Below are 16,648 nucleotides of genomic sequence, written 5' to 3'. Positions count from 1 at the left end.
CCGGCACCCAAGGCGGAGGCACCCCGGCCTCCGCCGTTCACTGGCTGACAGGAGCCTCGTTCAGACTCGCGAAAATCAAGATTAAACAGCAAATCCAAGGTGCTTCATGACCCTCCCCCTGGAGTGCTCCATGACATCCTGGATTCGTGGTTTCGCGTGGTTGGTACCCCTGTGTTTGCTGGCCGTGGCGTGTGAGCCCGAGCCCTCGCTCGAAGCGGCGGAAGCCCCGAGCGAGGTCGGCACCACGAGCGCCGCCATCACCCTGCCGCCGTCGTATGCCGATGCGCTGGTGACGGCTGTCTCCCAGCCCACCGCGCTGGCCTTCACTCCGGATGGGCGGCTGCTCATCACCACCCAGGGAGGACAGCTGCGCGTCTTCGCGGGCGGCGTCCTGGTGGCGACCCCGGCGCTGAACCTCGCCGCCAGGCTGTGCACCAACTCGGAGCGCGGGCTCCTGGGCATCGCGGTGGATCCGGACTTCAGCAGCACCGGCCATCTGTATCTCTATTACACGTTCAACAAGTTCAACACCTGCACCACGAACATCACCAACGTCGCGGTGAACCGCGTCTCGCGCTTCACGCTGTCGACGGGGAACGTGGTGAACCCGGCCAGCGAGTTGGTGGTGCTGGACAACATCCCCTCCACGGCGGGCAACCACAACGGAGGTGATTTGCACTTCGGCGCGGACGGATTGCTCTACGTCAGCGTGGGTGACGGTGGCTGCCAGCTCGGAGACCCCAGCCGCTGCGCGGGCCAGAACACCACCGCGCGCCGCCTGGACGTCCTGCTGGGGAAGATGCTGCGCATCCGCAAGGACGGCACCATCCCCACGGACAACCCCTGGTACGCGGCCTCCGGCAGCCGTCGCTGCGGCAACCCCACGGGCGTGCCGACAGGCACCGGGCCGTGCCAGGAGAACTACGCCACGGGCTTGCGCAACCCGTTCCGCTTCGCCTTCCAGCCGGGCACCAGCACCTTCTTCATCAACGACGTGGGCCAGGGCGTCTGGGAGGAAATCGACGAGGGCATCAAGGGCGCGGACTACGGCTGGAACACGCGCGAGGGCCACTGCGCCAACAACTCCACCACCAGTTGTGGGGCGCCTCCCGCCGGGATGACCAATCCGCTGTTCGACTACAAGCACGGCACCAACCCCACGGGCTCGCCCTTCCAGGGTTGCAACTCCATCACCGGTGGCACCTTCGCGCCTCCCGGGGCCTGGGCCTCCTCGGATGACAACGCGTACTTCTTCAGCGACTACGTCTGCGGCAAGGTGTTCAAGCTGACGCGAGGCTCGGGGGGCGCCGTGACGGTGGACGCGTTCGCCACCGGCCTGGGGGGCAGCTCCGCGGTGACGCTGCGCTTCGGCCCCGCCGGTACGGGCCAGTCGCTCTACTACACGACGTACGCGGGCGGTGGAGAGGTCCGCCGCATCGACTTCACCGGCACGCGCAACCGGGCACCCACGGCCGCGCTGTCCGCGAGCCCCACCGCGGGCGCCACGCCCTTGACGGTCAATTTCAACGGCGGCGCCAGCAGCGACCCGGACGGGGATGCGCTGACGTACGTCTGGAACTTCGGGGACGGCAGCGCCGGAGTGGAGACGACCGCCGCCACCACCAGCCACGTCTACACCGCGAGCGGCGCCTTCACGGCCTCCCTCTCGGTGCGCGACGCGCGCGGCGCCACGTCCGCGCAGGCGGCCACGCTCCGCATCGACGCGGGCAACACCGCGCCCGTGCCCGTCATCACCGGTCCCCTGGAGAGCCTGCGCTTCTACGCGGGCCAGCCGCTGGTGCTGACGGGCAGCGCCACCGACGCGGAGGATGGCACCCTGCCGGCAACGCAGCTCACCTGGCGCGCGCTCTTGCACCACAACGAGCACACGCACCCGCTGCTCGCGGCGACGAACGGCAACAACATTCCCCTCACCGCGCCCCAGCCGGAAGACCTGCCCGCGGTGCTGACGAACTTCGTGGAAGTGCAGCTCACCGCCACCGACTCCCAGGGCCGCACCACCACGGTGACGCGCAACCTGCTGCCCCACATCGTCGACGTGGCGCTGGACTCGGTGCCCTCGGGGCTGACGCTGGAGGTCAATGGCACCTCCTTCACCACGCCCACCGTCATCAAGTCCTGGGAGCGCTACACGCTCAACGTGGCGGCACCCTCACAGACCGACTCCAGCGGGGTGTGGAAGGTCTGGGCCTCCTGGTCCGACGGCGGCGCGCTGGCGCACGGCTACCTGACGCCCGCGTCCAACTCCAGCCTCTCCGCCACCTATCAGAACGGCTTCGCGGCCCGGGTGGACTTCCTGCCCGCCACCTCGACCGTACCCTCCGGCTACGTCGCGGACACCGGACTGACGTTCGGTGACCGGGGCAACGGGCTGTCCTACGGGTGGACCACGGACAACTCCACGCAGACCCGCGCGAGGGGCAGCGCGGCCTCGCCGGACGCGCGCTACGACACCTTCACGCACCTGCAGAAGACGGAGAACCCGAACGCGGTGTGGGAACTCGCCGTGCCCTCCGGCCAGTACCGCGTGACGATTGCCGCTGGAGACCCGGACCACGTCGACAGCGTCTTCTCGCTCGCGCTGGAAGGACAGCCCGCGCTGTCCGGAACGCCCAACGCCACCACGCACTTCTTCACCACGACGACCACCGTCAACGTCTCCGACGGCAGGCTGACGCTCACCAACGGCAGCGGCGCAGCCAACAACAAGGTCAACTTCGTGGACGTGGAGCAGCAGTAGTCCAGGACACACCTCGCCCGGGACAGCGCTGCCTCCCGTACGCAGTCAGTCGCGCCCGGGCGAGGCGTACCCCGCCACCGCCTTCGTGCACAGGACACGACGCCCGCCGGCGGCGGCGCGCAGGACAGGAACGACGCCCCGGCGACCACCACCACTGAGCGCCGGCGGACAGCCCCGGTGGAGGCCCCAGGCATCCCCGTTCACCCACCGACAAGGAGCCGCGTTCCAGCTCGCGAAAAGTCGGCGCCGGCGCCAAGGGCCATGCGCCTCACGCCCCTCTTTCGGAGTCTCCCATGCCCCCCTGGCCCTGTCGTTTCGCGCGGGTACTGCCCCTGCTCCTCTTGTCCGTGGCTTGCGCGCCCGAACCCTCGTCCGACATGGCCGAAGCCCCTGACGAAGTCAGTGCCACGCGCGCCGCCGTCACCCTGCCGCCGTCGTATACCGACGCACTGGTGACGAACATCCCGGAGCCCACCGCGCTCGCCTTCACGCCGGATGGGCGGCTGCTCATCACCACACAAGGGGGACAGTTGCGAGTGTTCACCGGGGGCGTGCTCTTGCCGACGCCGGCACTGAACCTCTCCGCCAGGCTGTGCAGCGATTCGGAGCGAGGCCTCCTGGGCATCGCGGTGGACCCGAACTTCATCAACACGGCCCACATCTTCCTCTATTACACGTTCAACAAGTTCAACACCTGCGGGACGAACATCCCCAACGTGCCGGTGAACCGCGTCTCGCGCTTCACGCTGTCGGACGGAAACACCATCAATCCCGCCAGCGAGGTGGTGCTGCTGGACAACATCCCCTCCACCGCGGGCAACCACAACGGAGGGGACCTGGCCTTCGGCTCGGACGGGCGGCTCTACATCAGCGTGGGTGACGGTGGCTGCCAGCTCGGGGACCCGAGCCGCTGCGGCGGACTGAACAACACGGCGCGCCGGCTGGACGTCCTGCTCGGGAAGATTCTGCGCGTCCGCAAGGACGGCAACATGGCCCCGAACAACCCCTGGTTCGACGCGCCAGGAGCCCGACGCTGCGGCAACCCCGCGGGCGTTCCGCCAGGCACCGGCCCCTGTCAGGAAATCTACGCCACGGGCCTGCGCAACCCGTTCCGCATCGCGTTCCGTCCCGGCACGAGCAGCTTCTTCATCAACGACGTGGGCCAGAGCGTCTGGGAGGAGATAGACGAAGGCATCGAGGGAGCGGACTACGGCTGGAACACGCGGGAGGGACACTGTGTCACCGCTTCCGCCACGAACTGCGGAGCACCTCCCGCCGGGATGACCAATCCGCTGTTCGACTACAAGCATGGCGCCAACCCCGGCGGCTCCCCCTTCCAGGGCTGCAACTCCATCACCGGGGGCGCCTTCGTGCCGCAGGGAGCGTGGGCGTCCAACGATGACGACGCGTACTTCTTCAGCGACTTCGTCTGCGGCAAGGTGTTCAAGCTGACCCAAGTCCCTGGAGGCGCCGTGACGGTGAGCGCGTTCGCCACCGGCCTGGGCAGCGGCTCCGCGGTATCGCTGCGCTTCGGCCCCTCCAGCACCGGGACGTCGCTCTACTACACGACGTACGAGGACGGCGGAGAGGTCCGCCGTATCAACTACATCGGCACCGTCCATCAACCGCCGTCGCCGTAGTCACCGCCAGCGCCCCTCCACCTGCCAGGCCTCACGTGGAGGGCATCAGCGCCCGGGCGAGGTGCTTGACGTAGTCGGAGCGCTCCCGCGCGGAGCGCAGCGTGTCCGGGCTGGCGATGGACAGGTGAAGCAGGCCCACGTAGGTGGAATACGCCTGGAGCGCCCACGCGCGAGCGTCCCGAAGTGGCATGCCCATGGCCCGGTACAAAGACACCAGATAGTCGATGCGCCGTCGGGACACGCGCGCGAGCACCGGCTGGATGAGTGGATTCGCGGCGGCGGCGGCGATGGCCACCTCGATTCTGCCCGCGGGCTCGGGCTCGAACGTCACCACGAGCAACTGACGCAGCCGCGCCTCGGGCGTCGGCAGGGCGTCCAGGCGGGTGATGACATCCTGGGTGGCCAGTTGCTCCCACCGCTCGAGCGCGGCCCGCACCAATGCCGGGCGTCCCTTGAAGTGCCAGTAGAAGCTGCCCTTCGTCACCCCCAGCTTCCCGGCCAGGCGCTCCACCGACAGCGCATCCACGCCATCGACGAGGCTCCACAGCGCCGCGTCCGCCCAGTCCTCGGCCGTCAGCCCAGGGCCCCGGCGCCGGGCGCGAATCTCCTCGAAGGTCCGAAAGGTGGAAGGACTCGGCGGGCGGGAAGAAGCGCGGCTCATCGCCCCTCGAAGTCTGGCGGACCGCGCCGCTGGCGTCCAGGACCCTCTCCTTGTTACGTCTCCTCCATACGGTACCGTATGGACATGCGGAGCCGTATGTCAGAGGGGAGGCCGCGCATGCGAGTGACAACGGGGACGCTGCTGATGGTCGTCGGAGGGCTGCACCAGGTCGTGGGGCTGGTGCTCTACCGGGGGCCCTTGTGGGAGATGGCGAGCGCGGGAGTCCTCGCCAGCGTGCCGGAGGACATGGGCGCCCGTGCGGCGGCCTTCTGGTTCCTCGTCGCTGGCTGGGGAATGATGCTGCTGGGTGCCCTGGCGCGCTGGGTGGAACGCGAGACGGGCCGCCCACCCCCGGCGAGCTTCGGCTGGGGACTGCTGGGCCTTGGCGTGTTCTTGGTGGTGCCCATGCCGGTGACAGGGGGCTGGGTGTTGCTGCCGCTGGGCCTGCTCGCGCTCCGGCGGGCGCACCGCTTCGTGAAGGCGCTGCCCGGTGTGCCGCCCGAGTTCCTGGAGGGCGCCCACCACGTGGACGTGAAGACGGTGGAGTCGGAGCTCTCCCTGCGCGAGTTCGTCGCCCGGCTGATGTCGTATCAGCCCGCATGGGTGACCGCGCTGTTCACGGTGCGCGGAGTCTTCGTCCGCCTGCTCGGTCTGCGACAGGTCGGCGTGCCTCAGCCCCGGCGTCTGCGCGCGGAGGACGTGCCCATGAGCCGGGGCGCCACGGCCTCCTTCTTCACCGTGCGCCACGCGGAGGAGGAGCGCGCCTGGGTGGTGGGCGCGGAGGACTCGCACCTGGATGCGGTCCTCGCCGTCTGCGTGGAGCCCGGCCCCACCCTCCCGCGCCGCTTCCACGTCGTGACGGTGGTGCGCTACCGGAACTGGGCGGGGCCGGTGTACTTCAACGTCATCCGGCCCTTCCATCACCTGGTCGTCGGCGCCATGGCGCGAGCGGCGGCCGGAACACTCGGCTCCGTGGCCACGTCAGGCGCTCCAACGGCGCATCGGTAGCAGCGGGAGTTCGTGCCGTCCTCTCAGGGAGGCAGTCCGGCGGACAGCGCCTCGCGGATGTTGGCGGCCGTGTACTGCGTTCCCCATAGGGCGTTCACCGCCAGGGCCACCCACTCCGCGCCGAGCACGACCCCACCCGTGGTCAGCTCGAAGAGCGCCACGCGCGGGTCCGCCAGTTCGCGCAGGCGGGGGGCCACCGCGGACATGTCCCGGCCGTAATACTGGAGGACGCGCACCTCCCACAGCCAGGCCACCAGCGTGTCCTGCACGAAGGGGACGAAGAGCACCTGTGACGGGCCCCCCAGATTCGTCAGCAGGTGCCCCAGCGTCACGGTGTTGACCGCGTGGCCGTACTGGCCCACCAGCAGGCCGTGGTCCAGCCCTCGCGTGTTCCAGTCCGGCGCGTCCAGGTGCAAGAGGTACAGCGCCGTCAGGCTGGGGCCGACGAGGGATGCCAGCGTCTGCGTCTGCTCCACTGGCACGAGCGTGTCCCAGTCCTCGTGGATGACGAGGAACGGCGTGGAGAGCTTCGGTGCCAGGTGCTCGCGCGTCCACCGGCTGTAGTCCGCCCCCGCCGTGCATGGAGCACCTCCCGTGGTGGCGTTGATGCGGCGCAGGTAGGGCTCGAAGAAGGTGGCGTACTGGTTGCGCACCACCGGGTCCGACACCCGCGCGGGGATGACGGACGTGAGGTATTCGTACTGGCGCGCGAAGTCGGACAGCGGGAAGAGCGCCACGCCCACCTTGGGCCGCGCCTCCACCGGAGCATCCGCCGCGGCGTAGAGCGCCTCGAAGCCGCCCCATGAGCCGCCATGGACACCGATGCGCGAGCGGTCCACGCCGGGGGCCTGCGCGAGAAAGCGCATGCCCGCGTGCATGTCGTCCCGGTCGTTCTGGATGTCGCCGCCCGCATAGAAGCGACCGAAGACGTTGAGCACGCCGAAGTCGTGGAACAGATAGAAGAACGACTCCGCGGCGATGAACTCGGGCGGGCTGATGGAGAAGGCGATGGCGGACGAGCCCGCGTGGTGGTGGGGCTCACTGTCGTCTGGATGGATGCCCGGCCCTCGCAGGGCCCACTTCTGGTCCACCACCTCGCCCGTCCACGTGATTCCGTCATAGGGACGGGTGAGCATCATCGTGGGCCACAAGCCCGGGTTCCGGGGCGGGAACCACTGGGCATAGGTGGGCGCCTTGCCGGCCTCCTGGAGCCGCAGCAAATGGTACTGCCAGAGCTGACCTCCAGCCTCCGCCTGCCCGGACCCCAGCACCGTCACCGACAAGGCGGGATTCGCGAGCTCGGTGGTGTCGGGAGACACGCCCTCGACGTCCGAGGCGGAGGCGGAGCATCCCAGGAGGGCCAGTGCGAGCAGTATCGTGCGCATGTCCTCCAAGACACCGCGCTCGGACTTTTCTGAAAAGGGTCCGCGGCGATTTCGTCGCGGACCCGACAGCGGACCCAGGCGCCCTGAGAAGCCACGCAAGGCGCCTCCCGAAGGCCCCTCTCAGCGCGTCAGAAGTAGCAGGTGCTGTCGGCGCCGCAGAAGCCCTGCGCGTTGTTGCACACGCACTGGGAATCCTCGGAGCAGAACTGCTGGTGGCAGAGAGGGCCACCACCACCGCCACCCCCGCTCGGATACGTATACTCGCACGCACTTTCGACACAGGCCGCCGTCCGCGCGTTCGGACACGCCTCCCAGCAATCACTCACGTCGGAACAGAAGGACTGGTGGCAGATGGCGAGCGAGGCACGCTCCGCCTCCTGCTCACCGCCGATGCAGACGGCCTCCTCCGTGGATTCCGCGTGGGCGGGCAGCGCGGAGAAGACTCCCGCGAAGAGGGCGAGAAGGGCCGCGACGCTCCACGGCAGGTGCTTGCGAAGTGACACCATGAGGATGCTCCTTTCGACTCACACACAGGCCGCGCGACATTGCGCGGACCTGGACACAGTATACAGGAGCAACTCGATTGCACTCCAGGCGCGCTTCCCCGTCACGCGCCCACCCAGACCGACAACGGCGGCCTACTTCGACGCGGGAGGAGCCGGGTCCTTGAAGATGGCCACGTGCGGCTGGCCGTCCTGTCCCACATAACCCCGGTACATCCCCGACGAGTTGAAGGGCATGGCCACGTTGCCTTCGCGGTCCATGGCGATGACTCCGCCTTCGCCTCCAGCCTTCACCAGCACGTCATGGACGACGACGTTGGCGGCCTCGGGCAGGGGGAGCTCCTGGTACTCGACGCGCGCGCAGATGTCGCGCGCCACCGTGTAGCGGATGAAGAACTCACCATGGCCGGTGGCGGAGACCGCGCAGCGCGGGTCCGCGTAGGTACCTGCGCCGATGATGGGGGCGTCGCCCACGCGGCCGTAGCGTTTGTTCGTCATGCCTCCGGTGGACGTGCCCGCCGCGAGGTTGCCGGCCTGGTCCAGCGCCACCGCGCCCACGGTGCCGAACTTGTGGTCGCCCGTCACCGGATCATGGCCGGGACGCAGCGACGACGAGGGCTGTCCCGGAGCGGGCGTGGCGCGCTCCTTCTCCAGCGCGCGCTGGAGGCTCTGCCACCGCTCCTCCGTGAAGAAGTACTTCGCGTCGACCAACTCCACGCCCTGGGCCTTCGCGAAGGACTCCGCGCCCTCTCCAATCATCATCACGTGTGGCGACTTCTCCATCACCCGGCGCGCCAGCTCGATGGGGTTCTTCACGTGCCGCAGGCCCGCCACCGCGCCCGCCGCGCGCGTCGTTCCGTCCATGATGGCGGCGTCCAGCTCGTTGATGCCGTCATGGTTGAAGACCGCGCCCTTGCCCGCGTTGAAGTGGGGCGAGTCTTCCAGGATGCGGATGGCCGCCGTCACCGCGTCCAGGCTGCTGCCGCCCTGAGCAAGGACCGAGTGCCCGGCCTGGAGTGCCTGCTGGAGCACGGCGCGAACCTCGGCCTCGCGCTCCGCGGAGAGGTTCTCCCGCGAGATGACCCCCGCGCCTCCGTGGATGACCAGACCCCAACGCGGCTTGCGAGCAGCGGAGCCTTCCTGGGTGAGCCGGGCATCATCGACGCGCGCGGACTCCGCGCTGGTGCAGCCCATGGGAATGAGGAGCAGCGCGGTCCCCGCGACGAGGCTCCGGGGAAGAGAAGGGAGCGAAGCGAACATTCGGCGACCTCCAGCGGCAGCCGGGAGACGAGGCGTGTGTGGCACCAACACCCGACGTCCCGGACAGGGTGTCGGGTCGGTAGCACGGCGACCCGGGAGGCACAACGGCGCCTGCCCGCCTGCCTGCTCCATCCCGTCATGCAGGGACGCACCACCATGCACAGAGTCCGGAGCGTCCAGGGGACAGGAGCGCGCGATGAAGAAGCTGAAGGGCTTGCGGGTGGCGGTGCTGGCGACGAGCGGCTTCGAGCAGGTGGAGCTGACGCGGCCAGTCAAGAAGCTGGAGCGCCAGGGCGCGGAGGTGACCCTCGTGTCGCTCCTGCCCGGCCACATCCGAGGCATGAACCACATGCTCCCCGGCAAGAAGGTCCGCGTGGACGCGACGCTGAAGGACGTGAAGGCGGCGGACTTCGACGCGGTGCTCCTGCCCGGAGGTCTCATCAACCCGGACACGCTTCGGCAGAGCGCGCTCGCGAAGGACTTCATCCACGACGCGGATTCGCTCAACCTGCCCATCGCCATCATCTGTCACGCGCCGTGGCTGCTCATCTCGGCGGGGCTCACCGAGGGGCGCACGCTCACCTCGTGGCCCGGCATCCGCGACGATGTGAAGAACTCCGGCGCGCAGTGGCGCGACGAGGCGATGGTGCGCGACGACAACTGGGTCTCCAGCCGGGGGCCGCAAGACCTGCCCCTCTTCGAGCGCGCCATGGTGGAGCTGTTCGAGGAGAAGATGCCGGAGGTGCGCGAGCGCATCCGCCACGCCGGGGAGCACCCCGCGCCCGCGCGCTACCATGCTCCGACGGAGCCGACGCGCCGCTGGCCTCGGCTGCTCGCGGGGAGCCTCGCCACGGCGGCCTTGAGCTTCGGCGTCCGCAGGCTCGCGTCACGCTGACGCGCCTCATGCACAGCGGGGACCTCACGAGGGTACCCCGGGCGCACGCCTGAGCCGCGTGCGGGGGCACACGGCTCGGCGACGACGACTTCACATGCGCACAGCCGCTCCGCGCGTCACATCCAGCCGAGCTGGAGCCGCGCCACGTCCGTCATCCGGCCCTGGTCCCATGGCGGGTCCCAGACCAGCTCGACGTTGGCTTCCTTCACGCCCGGCACCGAGCCCACCTTGGTGCGCACGTCGTCCACCAGCACCGGGCCCATGCCGCAGCCGGGCGCCGTCAGGGTCATCTGGATGTCCACGCGCTGGCCGCCTTCCGGCAGCGGCTCCGCCTTGCACGCGTACACCAGGCCCAGCTCCACGATGTTCACCGGAATCTCCGGGTCATACACCGTGCGCAGCTGCTCCCAGACCTGCTCCTCGTGGAAGGCACTCGCGTCCCCGGCGGCCTTCTCCTGCGGCGCATACTCCGCGCCCAGCGCCGCGCCGTCCTTCTCGTCGATGCGGAAGAGCTGCCCGTAGGGGTCCTGCACCGTGATGTTGCCGCCCAGGGTCTGCATCACCCGCAGCTCCGCGCCCTCCGGCAGCACCACCCTGTCACCACTGGGAATGATGGTCGCGGGAACCTCCCGCTCCAACATCGCCGTCACGCCTCGCATGGTCCGCTTCCTCCTTCCCTACTCCGTGGAAACCGCTTCATCTCGCCCTTCCAGCGCCGCGCGCATCGTGTGCCACGCGAGGCTGGCGCACTTCACCCGGGCGGGGAACTCGCTCACGCCGGACAGCACCGCGAGCTTGCCCAGCGCCTCCACGTCCACCGACTCCGGCCCTTCCGTCACCAGCTTGTGCACCTTCTCGAAGAGGGCCTCCGCCTCCGCGCGCGTCTTGTCCTTCACCACCCCGGTCATCAGCGACGCCGACGCGCGGGAAATCGCGCACCCCTGCCCCTGGAAGCCGATGTCGCGGATGACGTCTCCATCCACCTTCATCGTCACGGAGAGCTGGTCTCCGCACAGCGGGTTGTGCCCCGCCGCCTCGTGGTTGGCGCCCTCCACCACGCGGTAGTTGCGCGGCCTCTTGGAGTGCTCCAGCACCACCTCCTGGTAGAGGTCCTTCAAGTCGTCCGAGCCCGAGCTCATCGGAACACCTCCCTCACCTTGTGCAGTCCCCGCACGAGCGCGTCCACGTCCTCGCGCGTGTTGTAGAGCGCCAGGGACGCCCGCGCCGTCGCCGGCAGCTTGAAGTGCTGCATCACCGGCTGCGCGCAGTGGTGGCCCGTGCGGATGCAGATACCCTCGCGGTCCAGAATCGTCCCCACGTCGTGCGGGTGGATGTCCTCCAGCGTGAAGGACAGCACACCGGCTTTCTCGCGCGCGGTGCCCACCAGCCGCAGCCCCGGCACCGACTCCAGCGCCTGCGTGGCGTAGGCCATCAGCGCCCGGTCATGCTCGGCGATGGCGTCCAGCCCCAGGTCCTGGAGATAGCTGATGGCGGCGGCCAGTCCCACCGCGCCCTCCAGGTTCGGAGTCCCCGCCTCGAACCGGTGCGGCACGCGGTTGTACGTAATCTTCTCCATCGTCACGGAGAGAATCATGTCGCCGCCGCCCTGATACGGAGGCATCGGCTCCAGGCGCTCCAGGCGCCCGTACAGCACGCCGATGCCCGTGGGGCCGAACAGCTTGTGCCCGCTCAGCGCATAGAAGTCGCAGCCCAAATCCTGCACATCCACCGGGAAGTGCGTGACCGACTGCGCTCCATCCACCAGCACGGGGATGCCCTTGGCGTGGGCCCGGCGCGTCAGCTCCTTCACCGGATTCACGGTGCCCAGCGCGTTGGACACGTGGGTCACCGCGAGGATGCGCGTCTTCTCCGTGAGCAGCGCGTCCACCGCGTCGAGCACCAGCTCGCCCCGGTCATCCACCGGAATCACCCGCAGCGTCGCCCCCGTCTGCTCGCAGAGCATCTTCCAGGGGACGATGTTCGCGTGGTGCTCCATCTGGGTGATGAGGATTTCATCCCCGGGCCCCACGTGCTTGCGGCCATACGTCTGCGCCACCAGGTTGATGGCCTCGGTGGTGCCGCGCACGAAGACGATTTCCCGCGCGTCCCGAGCGTTGAGGAAGCCACGCACCGTCTCGCGCGCGCCCTCGTAGGCCTCGGTGGCCCGCTCCGAGAGGACGTGGACCCCCCGGTGAACGTTGGCGTTGTCGTGCTGGTAGAAGCGGACGATGGCGTCGATGACGGCCTGCGGCTTCTGCGCCGTCGCCGCGCTGTCCAGGTACACCAGGGGCCGGCCCCGCACCTCTTGGTGAAGCAGGGGGAAGTCCTGACGGACGCGCTGCACGTCGAACGTGCTCATGCCGTCACCTCCGTCCGGGGCGAACCCGGAAGCTTCGGGGCGAGCAGCCCTTCCACACTCGCGCGCACCGGCCCTTCCGGCACCGCATCCACCAACTCCCGGGCGAAGGCATACGTGAGCAACCGCTCCGCCTCCGCGCGGGGAATGCCTCGCGAGCGCAGATAGAACAGCGCCTGCGCATCCAGCCGCCCCACCACGGCGCCGTGCGCGCACTTCACGTCATCCGCCAGGATTTCGAGCTGAGGCCGGGTGTCCGCCTGCGCGTGCTCCGACAGGAGCAGGTTGCGGTTCTGCTGCCGCGAGTCCGTGCGCTGCGCGTCCTGCCGCACCTTCACCAGTCCGTGGAAGGTGCCTCGCGCGCGGTCATCCAGCACGCCCTTGTACAGCTCGCGGCTGGTGCAGCGGGGCACCGCGTGGTCCAGCGCCGTCCGCTGGTCCAGGTGCTGCGTCCCGCGCCCTACGTACAGGCCATTGAGGGTGGCATCGCCGCCCTCGCCCGCGAAGGTGACATGCACCTCGTTGCGAGCCAGCACGCCGCCGAAGGCGAAGGTGTGCGACACGAAGCGGCTGTCACAGCCCTGCCGCACGTGCAGACCTCCCACGTGCACCGCCGCGTCACCCTCCGCCTGGAGCCGGTAGTGCTTCAAGCTGGCGTTGTCGCCCAGCGTCACCTCCGTCACCGCGTTGGTGAAGCCCTGGCCCGAGCCGCCGCCCGTCGCGCTGGCGTATGTCTCCACCAGCGTCGCCTCGCTGCCCTCTCCCGCCACCACGAGGATGCGCGGACTGGCCAGCACCGGCGCGTCTCCCCGGGTCAGGAAGACGAGCTGCACGGGCACCTCACTCAGCGCCCCCGGCGCCAGGCGCAGCACGGCCCCGTCCTCCAGCAACGCCGCGTTGAGCGCCGTGAAGGCATGCTCCGCCGCGAGCGCTCGCTGACCCAGCTCCGCCTCCAGGAGCGCCCCGTCCTCCACCAGCGCGTCGCGCAGTGGCTTCAGCGTCAGGCCCCGCGGCAGGCCCGCCACCGACGACAGCTCTGGCGACAGCCGACCATCCACGAACACCAGCCGGGGACCGGGCAGCGCGAGCCGCGCCACCACCGCCGCCAGCTCCGCCGTGCTCCCCGCCGTCGCGGAAGGCACGAAGGCCCCGTCCGCGATGGGCGCAAGGTTGGTGTACTTCCACGCCTCGTCACGCGTCGTGGGCAGGCCCAGCCGCGCGAAGTGCGCGAGCCCCTCCTGCCGCACGCGCTGGAGCCACGCGGGCGTGGTCGCCGTGTCCCGCGCCTGGAAGCGCGAGGCCACGTCCACATAACGAGTCAGCCCCGGCGTCATCGCCGTGCCTCCCCGCCCTTCGTGGCGGCCGCCTTGCCGTCCTGAAGCCCCAGCCAGGCGTAGCCCTTCTCCTCCAGCTCCAGCGCCAGCTCGCGTCCACCGGAGCGGATGATGCGCCCACCCGCCATGACGTGGACCTTGTCCGGGACGATGTAGTCCAACAGTCGCTGGTAGTGCGTAATCACCACCATGGCGCGCTGGGGCGAGCGCAGCCCGTTCACCCCACCCGCCACCGTGCGAAGGGCGTCGATGTCCAGCCCCGAGTCCGTCTCGTCGAGGATGGCCAGCCGCGGCTCCAGCACCGCCATCTGGAAGATTTCGTTGCGCTTCTTCTCGCCACCGGAGAACCCCTCGTTCACCGAGCGGTTCATGAAGGCCGCGTCGAGCTGCACCAGCTTGGACTTCTCCTTGGCCATCTGGAGGAAGTCCATCGCATCCAATTCCTCCAGCCCCTTCACCCGGCGCTGCGCGTTGAGCGCGGTGCGCAGGAAGTGCAGGTTGCCCACGCCCGGAATCTCCACCGGGTACTGGAAGGCGAGGAACACACCTTCGGCGGCGCGCGCCTCGGGCGCCAGCTCCAGGAGAGGCTTCCCATCGAGGAGGACCTCGCCCTTCGTCACTTCATAGGCATCCCGCCCCGCGAGCACGCTCGCCAGGGTGCTCTTCCCAGAGCCGTTGGGCCCCATGATGGCGTGCACCTCTCCGGCGCCCACCTCCAGGTCGATGCCCTTGAGGATGTCCTTGTCGCCCACACGGGCGTGCAGATTCCGAACGGACAGCAAAGCCATACCTACCCCACGCTCCCTTCCAGACTCACTCCGAGCAGCTTCTGTGCTTCCACCGCGAACTCCATGGGGAGCTCCTTGAACACCTGCCGGCAGAAGCCATTCACAATCATCGACACCGCGTCCTCTTGAGAGATGCCGCGCTGCCGACAGTAGAAAAGCTGGTCCTCGCCAATCTTCGACGTGGACGCCTCATGCTCCACCTGCGCCGACGCGTTCTTCACCTCGATGTACGGCACCGTGTGGGCGCCGCACTTGTCTCCGAGGAGCAACGAGTCGCATTGCGTGTAGTTGCGCGCGTTCTCCGCGCTCTTGAGCACCTTCACCAGCCCGCGGTACGTGTTCTGCCCGCGTCCCGCGGAGATGCCCTTGGACACGATGGTGCTGCGGGTGTTCTTCCCCAGGTGCACCATCTTCGTGCCCGTGTCCGCCTGCTGGAGGTTGTTGGTGAGCGCCACCGAGTAGAACTCGCCCACCGAGTCATCCCCCTTGAGGATGACGCTCGGGTACTTCCACGTAATCGCCGAGCCCGTCTCCACCTGCGTCCACGAAATCTTCGCGCGCTTGTGGGCGATGCCGCGCTTGGTGACGAAGTTGTAGATGCCGCCCTTGCCCTCCGCGTCACCCGGGTACCAGTTCTGCACCGTGGAGTACTTGATGGTGGCCCCCTCGAGCGCCACCAACTCCACCACGGCCGCATGCAACTGGTTGGTGTCGCGCTGGGGCGCGGTGCAGCCCTCCAGGTAGCTCACGTACGAGCCCTCGTCGGCGACGATGAGGGTGCGCTCGAACTGGCCCGTCTCCGCGGCGTTGATGCGGAAGTACGTGGACAGCTCCATGGGGCAGCGAACGCCCTTGGGGATGTAGACGAACGAGCCGTCGCTGAACACGGCCGAGTTGAGCGCCGCGAAGAAGTTGTCCGAGTGCGGCACCACCGAGCCCAGGTACTTGCGGAGCAGCTCCGGGTGCTCGCGCACGGCTTCGGAGAACGAGCAGAAGATGACGCCCGCCTTGGCCAGCTTGTCCTTGAACGTCGTGGCCACGGACACCGAGTCGAACACGGCATCCACCGCGACGTTCTGCAGCCGCTGCTGCTCCACCAACGGGATGCCCAGCTTCTCGTAGGTGCGGAGAATCTCCGGGTCCACCTCGTCCAGGCTGTCCTTCTTCGGTTTGAACCGGGGCGCCGAGTAGTAGCTGATGGCCTGGTAGTCGATGGGCTTGTAGGTGACGGCCTGCCATGTGGGCTCGCGCAGCGTGAGCCAGTGACGGTAGGACTTCAGACGCCACTCGAGCAGGAAGGGGGGCTCGCCCTTCTTCTCCGACAGCGCGCGGATGACGTCCTCGTTCAGCCCCGGCGGGAAGGTGTCCGCCTCCACCGCGGAGACGAAGCCGGCCGCGTACGGGCGGCGCGTCAGTTCCTGGAGGGTGTCGGTGGTCATGAGCGAACTCCTGTCGTGGCGGAAGATGTCGAGGTGTTGGCGGCGGCGGCCGGGGCGGCCCGCGCGGGGATGCCCAGGCCGATGAGGCGCTCGGGCATGCGCGGCGCCGGGGCGATGAGGTCCGCCAGCGTCAGGCGCCCCAGGGCCTCCTGAATGGCCTGATTGATGAGCCGCCAGTGGCCCCGCACCTGGCACACGGCCTCCAGCTCACAGGGCGCGCCGCCGGTGGTGTGGACGCCACACTCCGTGAGCGAGACGGGGCCTTCCAACGAGGCCACCAGCTCCGCCAGGGAGAGCGACGCGGCGGGATGCGCCAGCCCGTAGCCGCCGTTGGCACCCCGGTGCGACACCACGAGCCCCGCCTGCAGCAGGCCCTTGAGCACCTTGCTGGCCGAGGGCAATGGCACACGGGTGCGCGCCGCCAGCTCGCGAGTGGTGCGGGTGCCACCCTCCGCGCGAGCCAGCTCGGTCATCAGCACGATGCCGTAGTCGGTCATCTTGCTCATCCGGAGCATGCGGGACGCCTCTCCTCTCTGGGTCCATTCCCACGGGGCCTCATGGCCACCGGGCGCGTCATATGTAATCTGGACCGATTTAGTCCACATTGCATTTTGGGCC

15 protein-coding genes are annotated in these 16,648 nt (G+C 69.0%); 4 read left to right on the top strand and 11 right to left on the bottom strand.

Translation table 11 applies throughout. The annotated features are described in order from the left end of the window. Positions 1 to 130: 130 nt before the first annotated feature. Together HUA74_RS11890 and HUA74_RS11885 are read left to right on the top strand one after the other, a co-directional pair. Positions 131 to 2,761: a PQQ-dependent sugar dehydrogenase gene (locus HUA74_RS11890; protein WP_254625018.1), complete on the top strand. Its 2,631-nt coding sequence runs from the start codon at positions 131 to 133 to the stop codon at positions 2,759 to 2,761. A gap of 293 nt (positions 2,762 to 3,054) precedes the next feature. After that, entirely contained in the window at positions 3,055 to 4,401 is a 1,347-nt protein-coding gene (locus HUA74_RS11885) for a sorbosone dehydrogenase family protein (RefSeq protein ID WP_174454644.1), read from the top strand. 31 nt (positions 4,402 to 4,432) lie between these two features. On the opposite strand, the gene HUA74_RS11880 is transcribed toward HUA74_RS11885, so the two are convergent. Beyond that, a complete protein-coding gene (locus HUA74_RS11880) occupies positions 4,433 to 5,062 on the bottom strand; it encodes a TetR/AcrR family transcriptional regulator (protein ID WP_141644442.1) in 630 nt (209 codons plus the stop codon). A gap of 117 nt (positions 5,063 to 5,179) precedes the next feature. On the opposite strand from HUA74_RS11880, the gene HUA74_RS11875 reads away from it, so the two are divergent. Next, entirely contained in the window at positions 5,180 to 6,070 is an 891-nt protein-coding gene (locus HUA74_RS11875; protein ID WP_174454643.1) for a DUF6463 family protein, read from the top strand. 23 nt (positions 6,071 to 6,093) lie between these two features. On the opposite strand, the gene HUA74_RS11870 is transcribed toward HUA74_RS11875, so the two are convergent. The 3 genes from HUA74_RS11870 to HUA74_RS11860 all read right to left on the bottom strand — a co-directional run bounded on the left by HUA74_RS11870 (position 6,094) and on the right by HUA74_RS11860 (position 9,218). Next, a complete protein-coding gene (locus HUA74_RS11870) occupies positions 6,094 to 7,455 on the bottom strand; it encodes a S9 family peptidase (RefSeq protein WP_174454642.1) in 1,362 nt (453 codons plus the stop codon). A 128-nt stretch (positions 7,456 to 7,583) separates the two neighbouring features. Continuing rightward, positions 7,584 to 7,961 carry a hypothetical protein gene (locus tag HUA74_RS11865; protein WP_174454641.1) on the bottom strand — a complete coding sequence of 126 codons (378 nt, stop codon included), beginning with the start codon at positions 7,959 to 7,961 and terminating at the stop codon, positions 7,584 to 7,586. Between the two features lie 132 nt (positions 7,962 to 8,093). Continuing rightward, the gene (locus tag HUA74_RS11860; RefSeq protein ID WP_174454640.1) at positions 8,094 to 9,218 is read right to left on the bottom strand and encodes an isoaspartyl peptidase/L-asparaginase family protein; all 1,125 of its coding nucleotides are present in this window, start codon (positions 9,216 to 9,218) and stop codon (positions 8,094 to 8,096) included. Between the two features lie 196 nt (positions 9,219 to 9,414). Between HUA74_RS11860 and HUA74_RS11855 the strand changes: the two genes are divergently transcribed. Further along, a complete protein-coding gene (locus tag HUA74_RS11855; RefSeq protein ID WP_141644447.1) occupies positions 9,415 to 10,113 on the top strand; it encodes a type 1 glutamine amidotransferase domain-containing protein in 699 nt (232 codons plus the stop codon). Positions 10,114 to 10,229: 116 nt separating this feature from the next. Here the strand turns inward: HUA74_RS11855 and sufT are convergent, their stop codons facing one another. From sufT to HUA74_RS11820, 7 genes are read right to left on the bottom strand one after another with little or no spacing between them, the layout of a single operon-like run. Continuing rightward, complete coding sequence (gene sufT / locus HUA74_RS11850; protein ID WP_141644448.1) at positions 10,230 to 10,772, bottom strand: putative Fe-S cluster assembly protein SufT; 543 nt, start codon at positions 10,770 to 10,772, stop codon at positions 10,230 to 10,232. A gap of 18 nt (positions 10,773 to 10,790) precedes the next feature. Then, positions 10,791 to 11,252 (bottom strand): Fe-S cluster assembly sulfur transfer protein SufU, encoded by a 462-nt coding sequence (gene sufU / locus HUA74_RS11845; RefSeq protein WP_141644449.1) that lies wholly within the window; start codon positions 11,250 to 11,252, stop codon positions 10,791 to 10,793. Continuing rightward, on the bottom strand, positions 11,249 to 12,472 hold the full coding sequence (locus HUA74_RS11840) for a cysteine desulfurase (RefSeq protein WP_174454639.1): 1,224 nt from the start codon (positions 12,470 to 12,472) through the stop codon (positions 11,249 to 11,251). Before HUA74_RS11840 ends, sufU begins: the two co-directional genes overlap by 4 nt. Further along, on the bottom strand, positions 12,469 to 13,803 hold the full coding sequence (gene sufD, locus HUA74_RS11835) for a Fe-S cluster assembly protein SufD (protein ID WP_174454638.1): 1,335 nt from the start codon (positions 13,801 to 13,803) through the stop codon (positions 12,469 to 12,471). The genes HUA74_RS11840 and sufD overlap by 4 nt, the downstream gene beginning before the upstream one ends. Then, complete coding sequence (gene sufC, locus HUA74_RS11830) at positions 13,800 to 14,591, bottom strand: Fe-S cluster assembly ATPase SufC (protein ID WP_174454637.1); 792 nt, start codon at positions 14,589 to 14,591, stop codon at positions 13,800 to 13,802. Before sufC ends, sufD begins: the two co-directional genes overlap by 4 nt. A gap of 2 nt (positions 14,592 to 14,593) precedes the next feature. Then, entirely contained in the window at positions 14,594 to 16,030 is a 1,437-nt protein-coding gene (gene sufB, locus HUA74_RS11825; RefSeq protein ID WP_141644453.1) for a Fe-S cluster assembly protein SufB, read from the bottom strand. Then, on the bottom strand, positions 16,027 to 16,545 hold the full coding sequence (locus HUA74_RS11820; protein ID WP_141644454.1) for an SUF system Fe-S cluster assembly regulator: 519 nt from the start codon (positions 16,543 to 16,545) through the stop codon (positions 16,027 to 16,029). The genes sufB and HUA74_RS11820 overlap by 4 nt, the downstream gene beginning before the upstream one ends. Between the last annotated feature and the right edge of the window lie 103 nt (positions 16,546 to 16,648).

It is taken from the genome of Myxococcus sp. CA051A (genome assembly GCF_013336705.1).
GTDB classification, from domain to species: Bacteria; Myxococcota; Myxococcia; order Myxococcales; family Myxococcaceae; genus Myxococcus; species Myxococcus llanfairpwllgwyngyllgogerychwyrndrobwllllantysiliogogogochensis.
Note: the sequence above shows the minus strand (reverse complement) of the source record. Positions and strands in the feature narration are given on the sequence as shown.

Excerpts from the sequence above, each read along its gene's own strand:
- HUA74_RS11890 (WP_254625018.1), top strand. The coding sequence starts at position 131 with ATGACATCCTGGATTCGTGGTTTCGCGTGGTTGGTACCCCTGTGTTTG.
- HUA74_RS11885 (WP_174454644.1), top strand. The coding sequence starts at position 3,055 with ATGCCCCCCTGGCCCTGTCGTTTCGCGCGGGTACTGCCCCTGCTCCTC.
- HUA74_RS11880 (WP_141644442.1), bottom strand. The coding sequence starts at position 5,062 with ATGAGCCGCGCTTCTTCCCGCCCGCCGAGTCCTTCCACCTTTCGGACC.
- HUA74_RS11875 (WP_174454643.1), top strand. The coding sequence starts at position 5,180 with ATGCGAGTGACAACGGGGACGCTGCTGATGGTCGTCGGAGGGCTGCAC.
- HUA74_RS11870 (WP_174454642.1), bottom strand. The coding sequence starts at position 7,455 with ATGCGCACGATACTGCTCGCACTGGCCCTCCTGGGATGCTCCGCCTCC.
- HUA74_RS11865 (WP_174454641.1), bottom strand. The coding sequence starts at position 7,961 with ATGGTGTCACTTCGCAAGCACCTGCCGTGGAGCGTCGCGGCCCTTCTC.
- HUA74_RS11860 (WP_174454640.1), bottom strand. The coding sequence starts at position 9,218 with ATGTTCGCTTCGCTCCCTTCTCTTCCCCGGAGCCTCGTCGCGGGGACC.
- HUA74_RS11855 (WP_141644447.1), top strand. The coding sequence starts at position 9,415 with ATGAAGAAGCTGAAGGGCTTGCGGGTGGCGGTGCTGGCGACGAGCGGC.
- sufT (WP_141644448.1), bottom strand. The coding sequence starts at position 10,772 with ATGCGAGGCGTGACGGCGATGTTGGAGCGGGAGGTTCCCGCGACCATC.
- sufU (WP_141644449.1), bottom strand. The coding sequence starts at position 11,252 with ATGAGCTCGGGCTCGGACGACTTGAAGGACCTCTACCAGGAGGTGGTG.
- HUA74_RS11840 (WP_174454639.1), bottom strand. The coding sequence starts at position 12,472 with ATGAGCACGTTCGACGTGCAGCGCGTCCGTCAGGACTTCCCCCTGCTT.
- sufD (WP_174454638.1), bottom strand. The coding sequence starts at position 13,803 with ATGACGCCGGGGCTGACTCGTTATGTGGACGTGGCCTCGCGCTTCCAG.
- sufC (WP_174454637.1), bottom strand. The coding sequence starts at position 14,591 with ATGGCTTTGCTGTCCGTTCGGAATCTGCACGCCCGTGTGGGCGACAAG.
- sufB (WP_141644453.1), bottom strand. The coding sequence starts at position 16,030 with ATGACCACCGACACCCTCCAGGAACTGACGCGCCGCCCGTACGCGGCC.
- HUA74_RS11820 (WP_141644454.1), bottom strand. The coding sequence starts at position 16,545 with ATGCTCCGGATGAGCAAGATGACCGACTACGGCATCGTGCTGATGACC.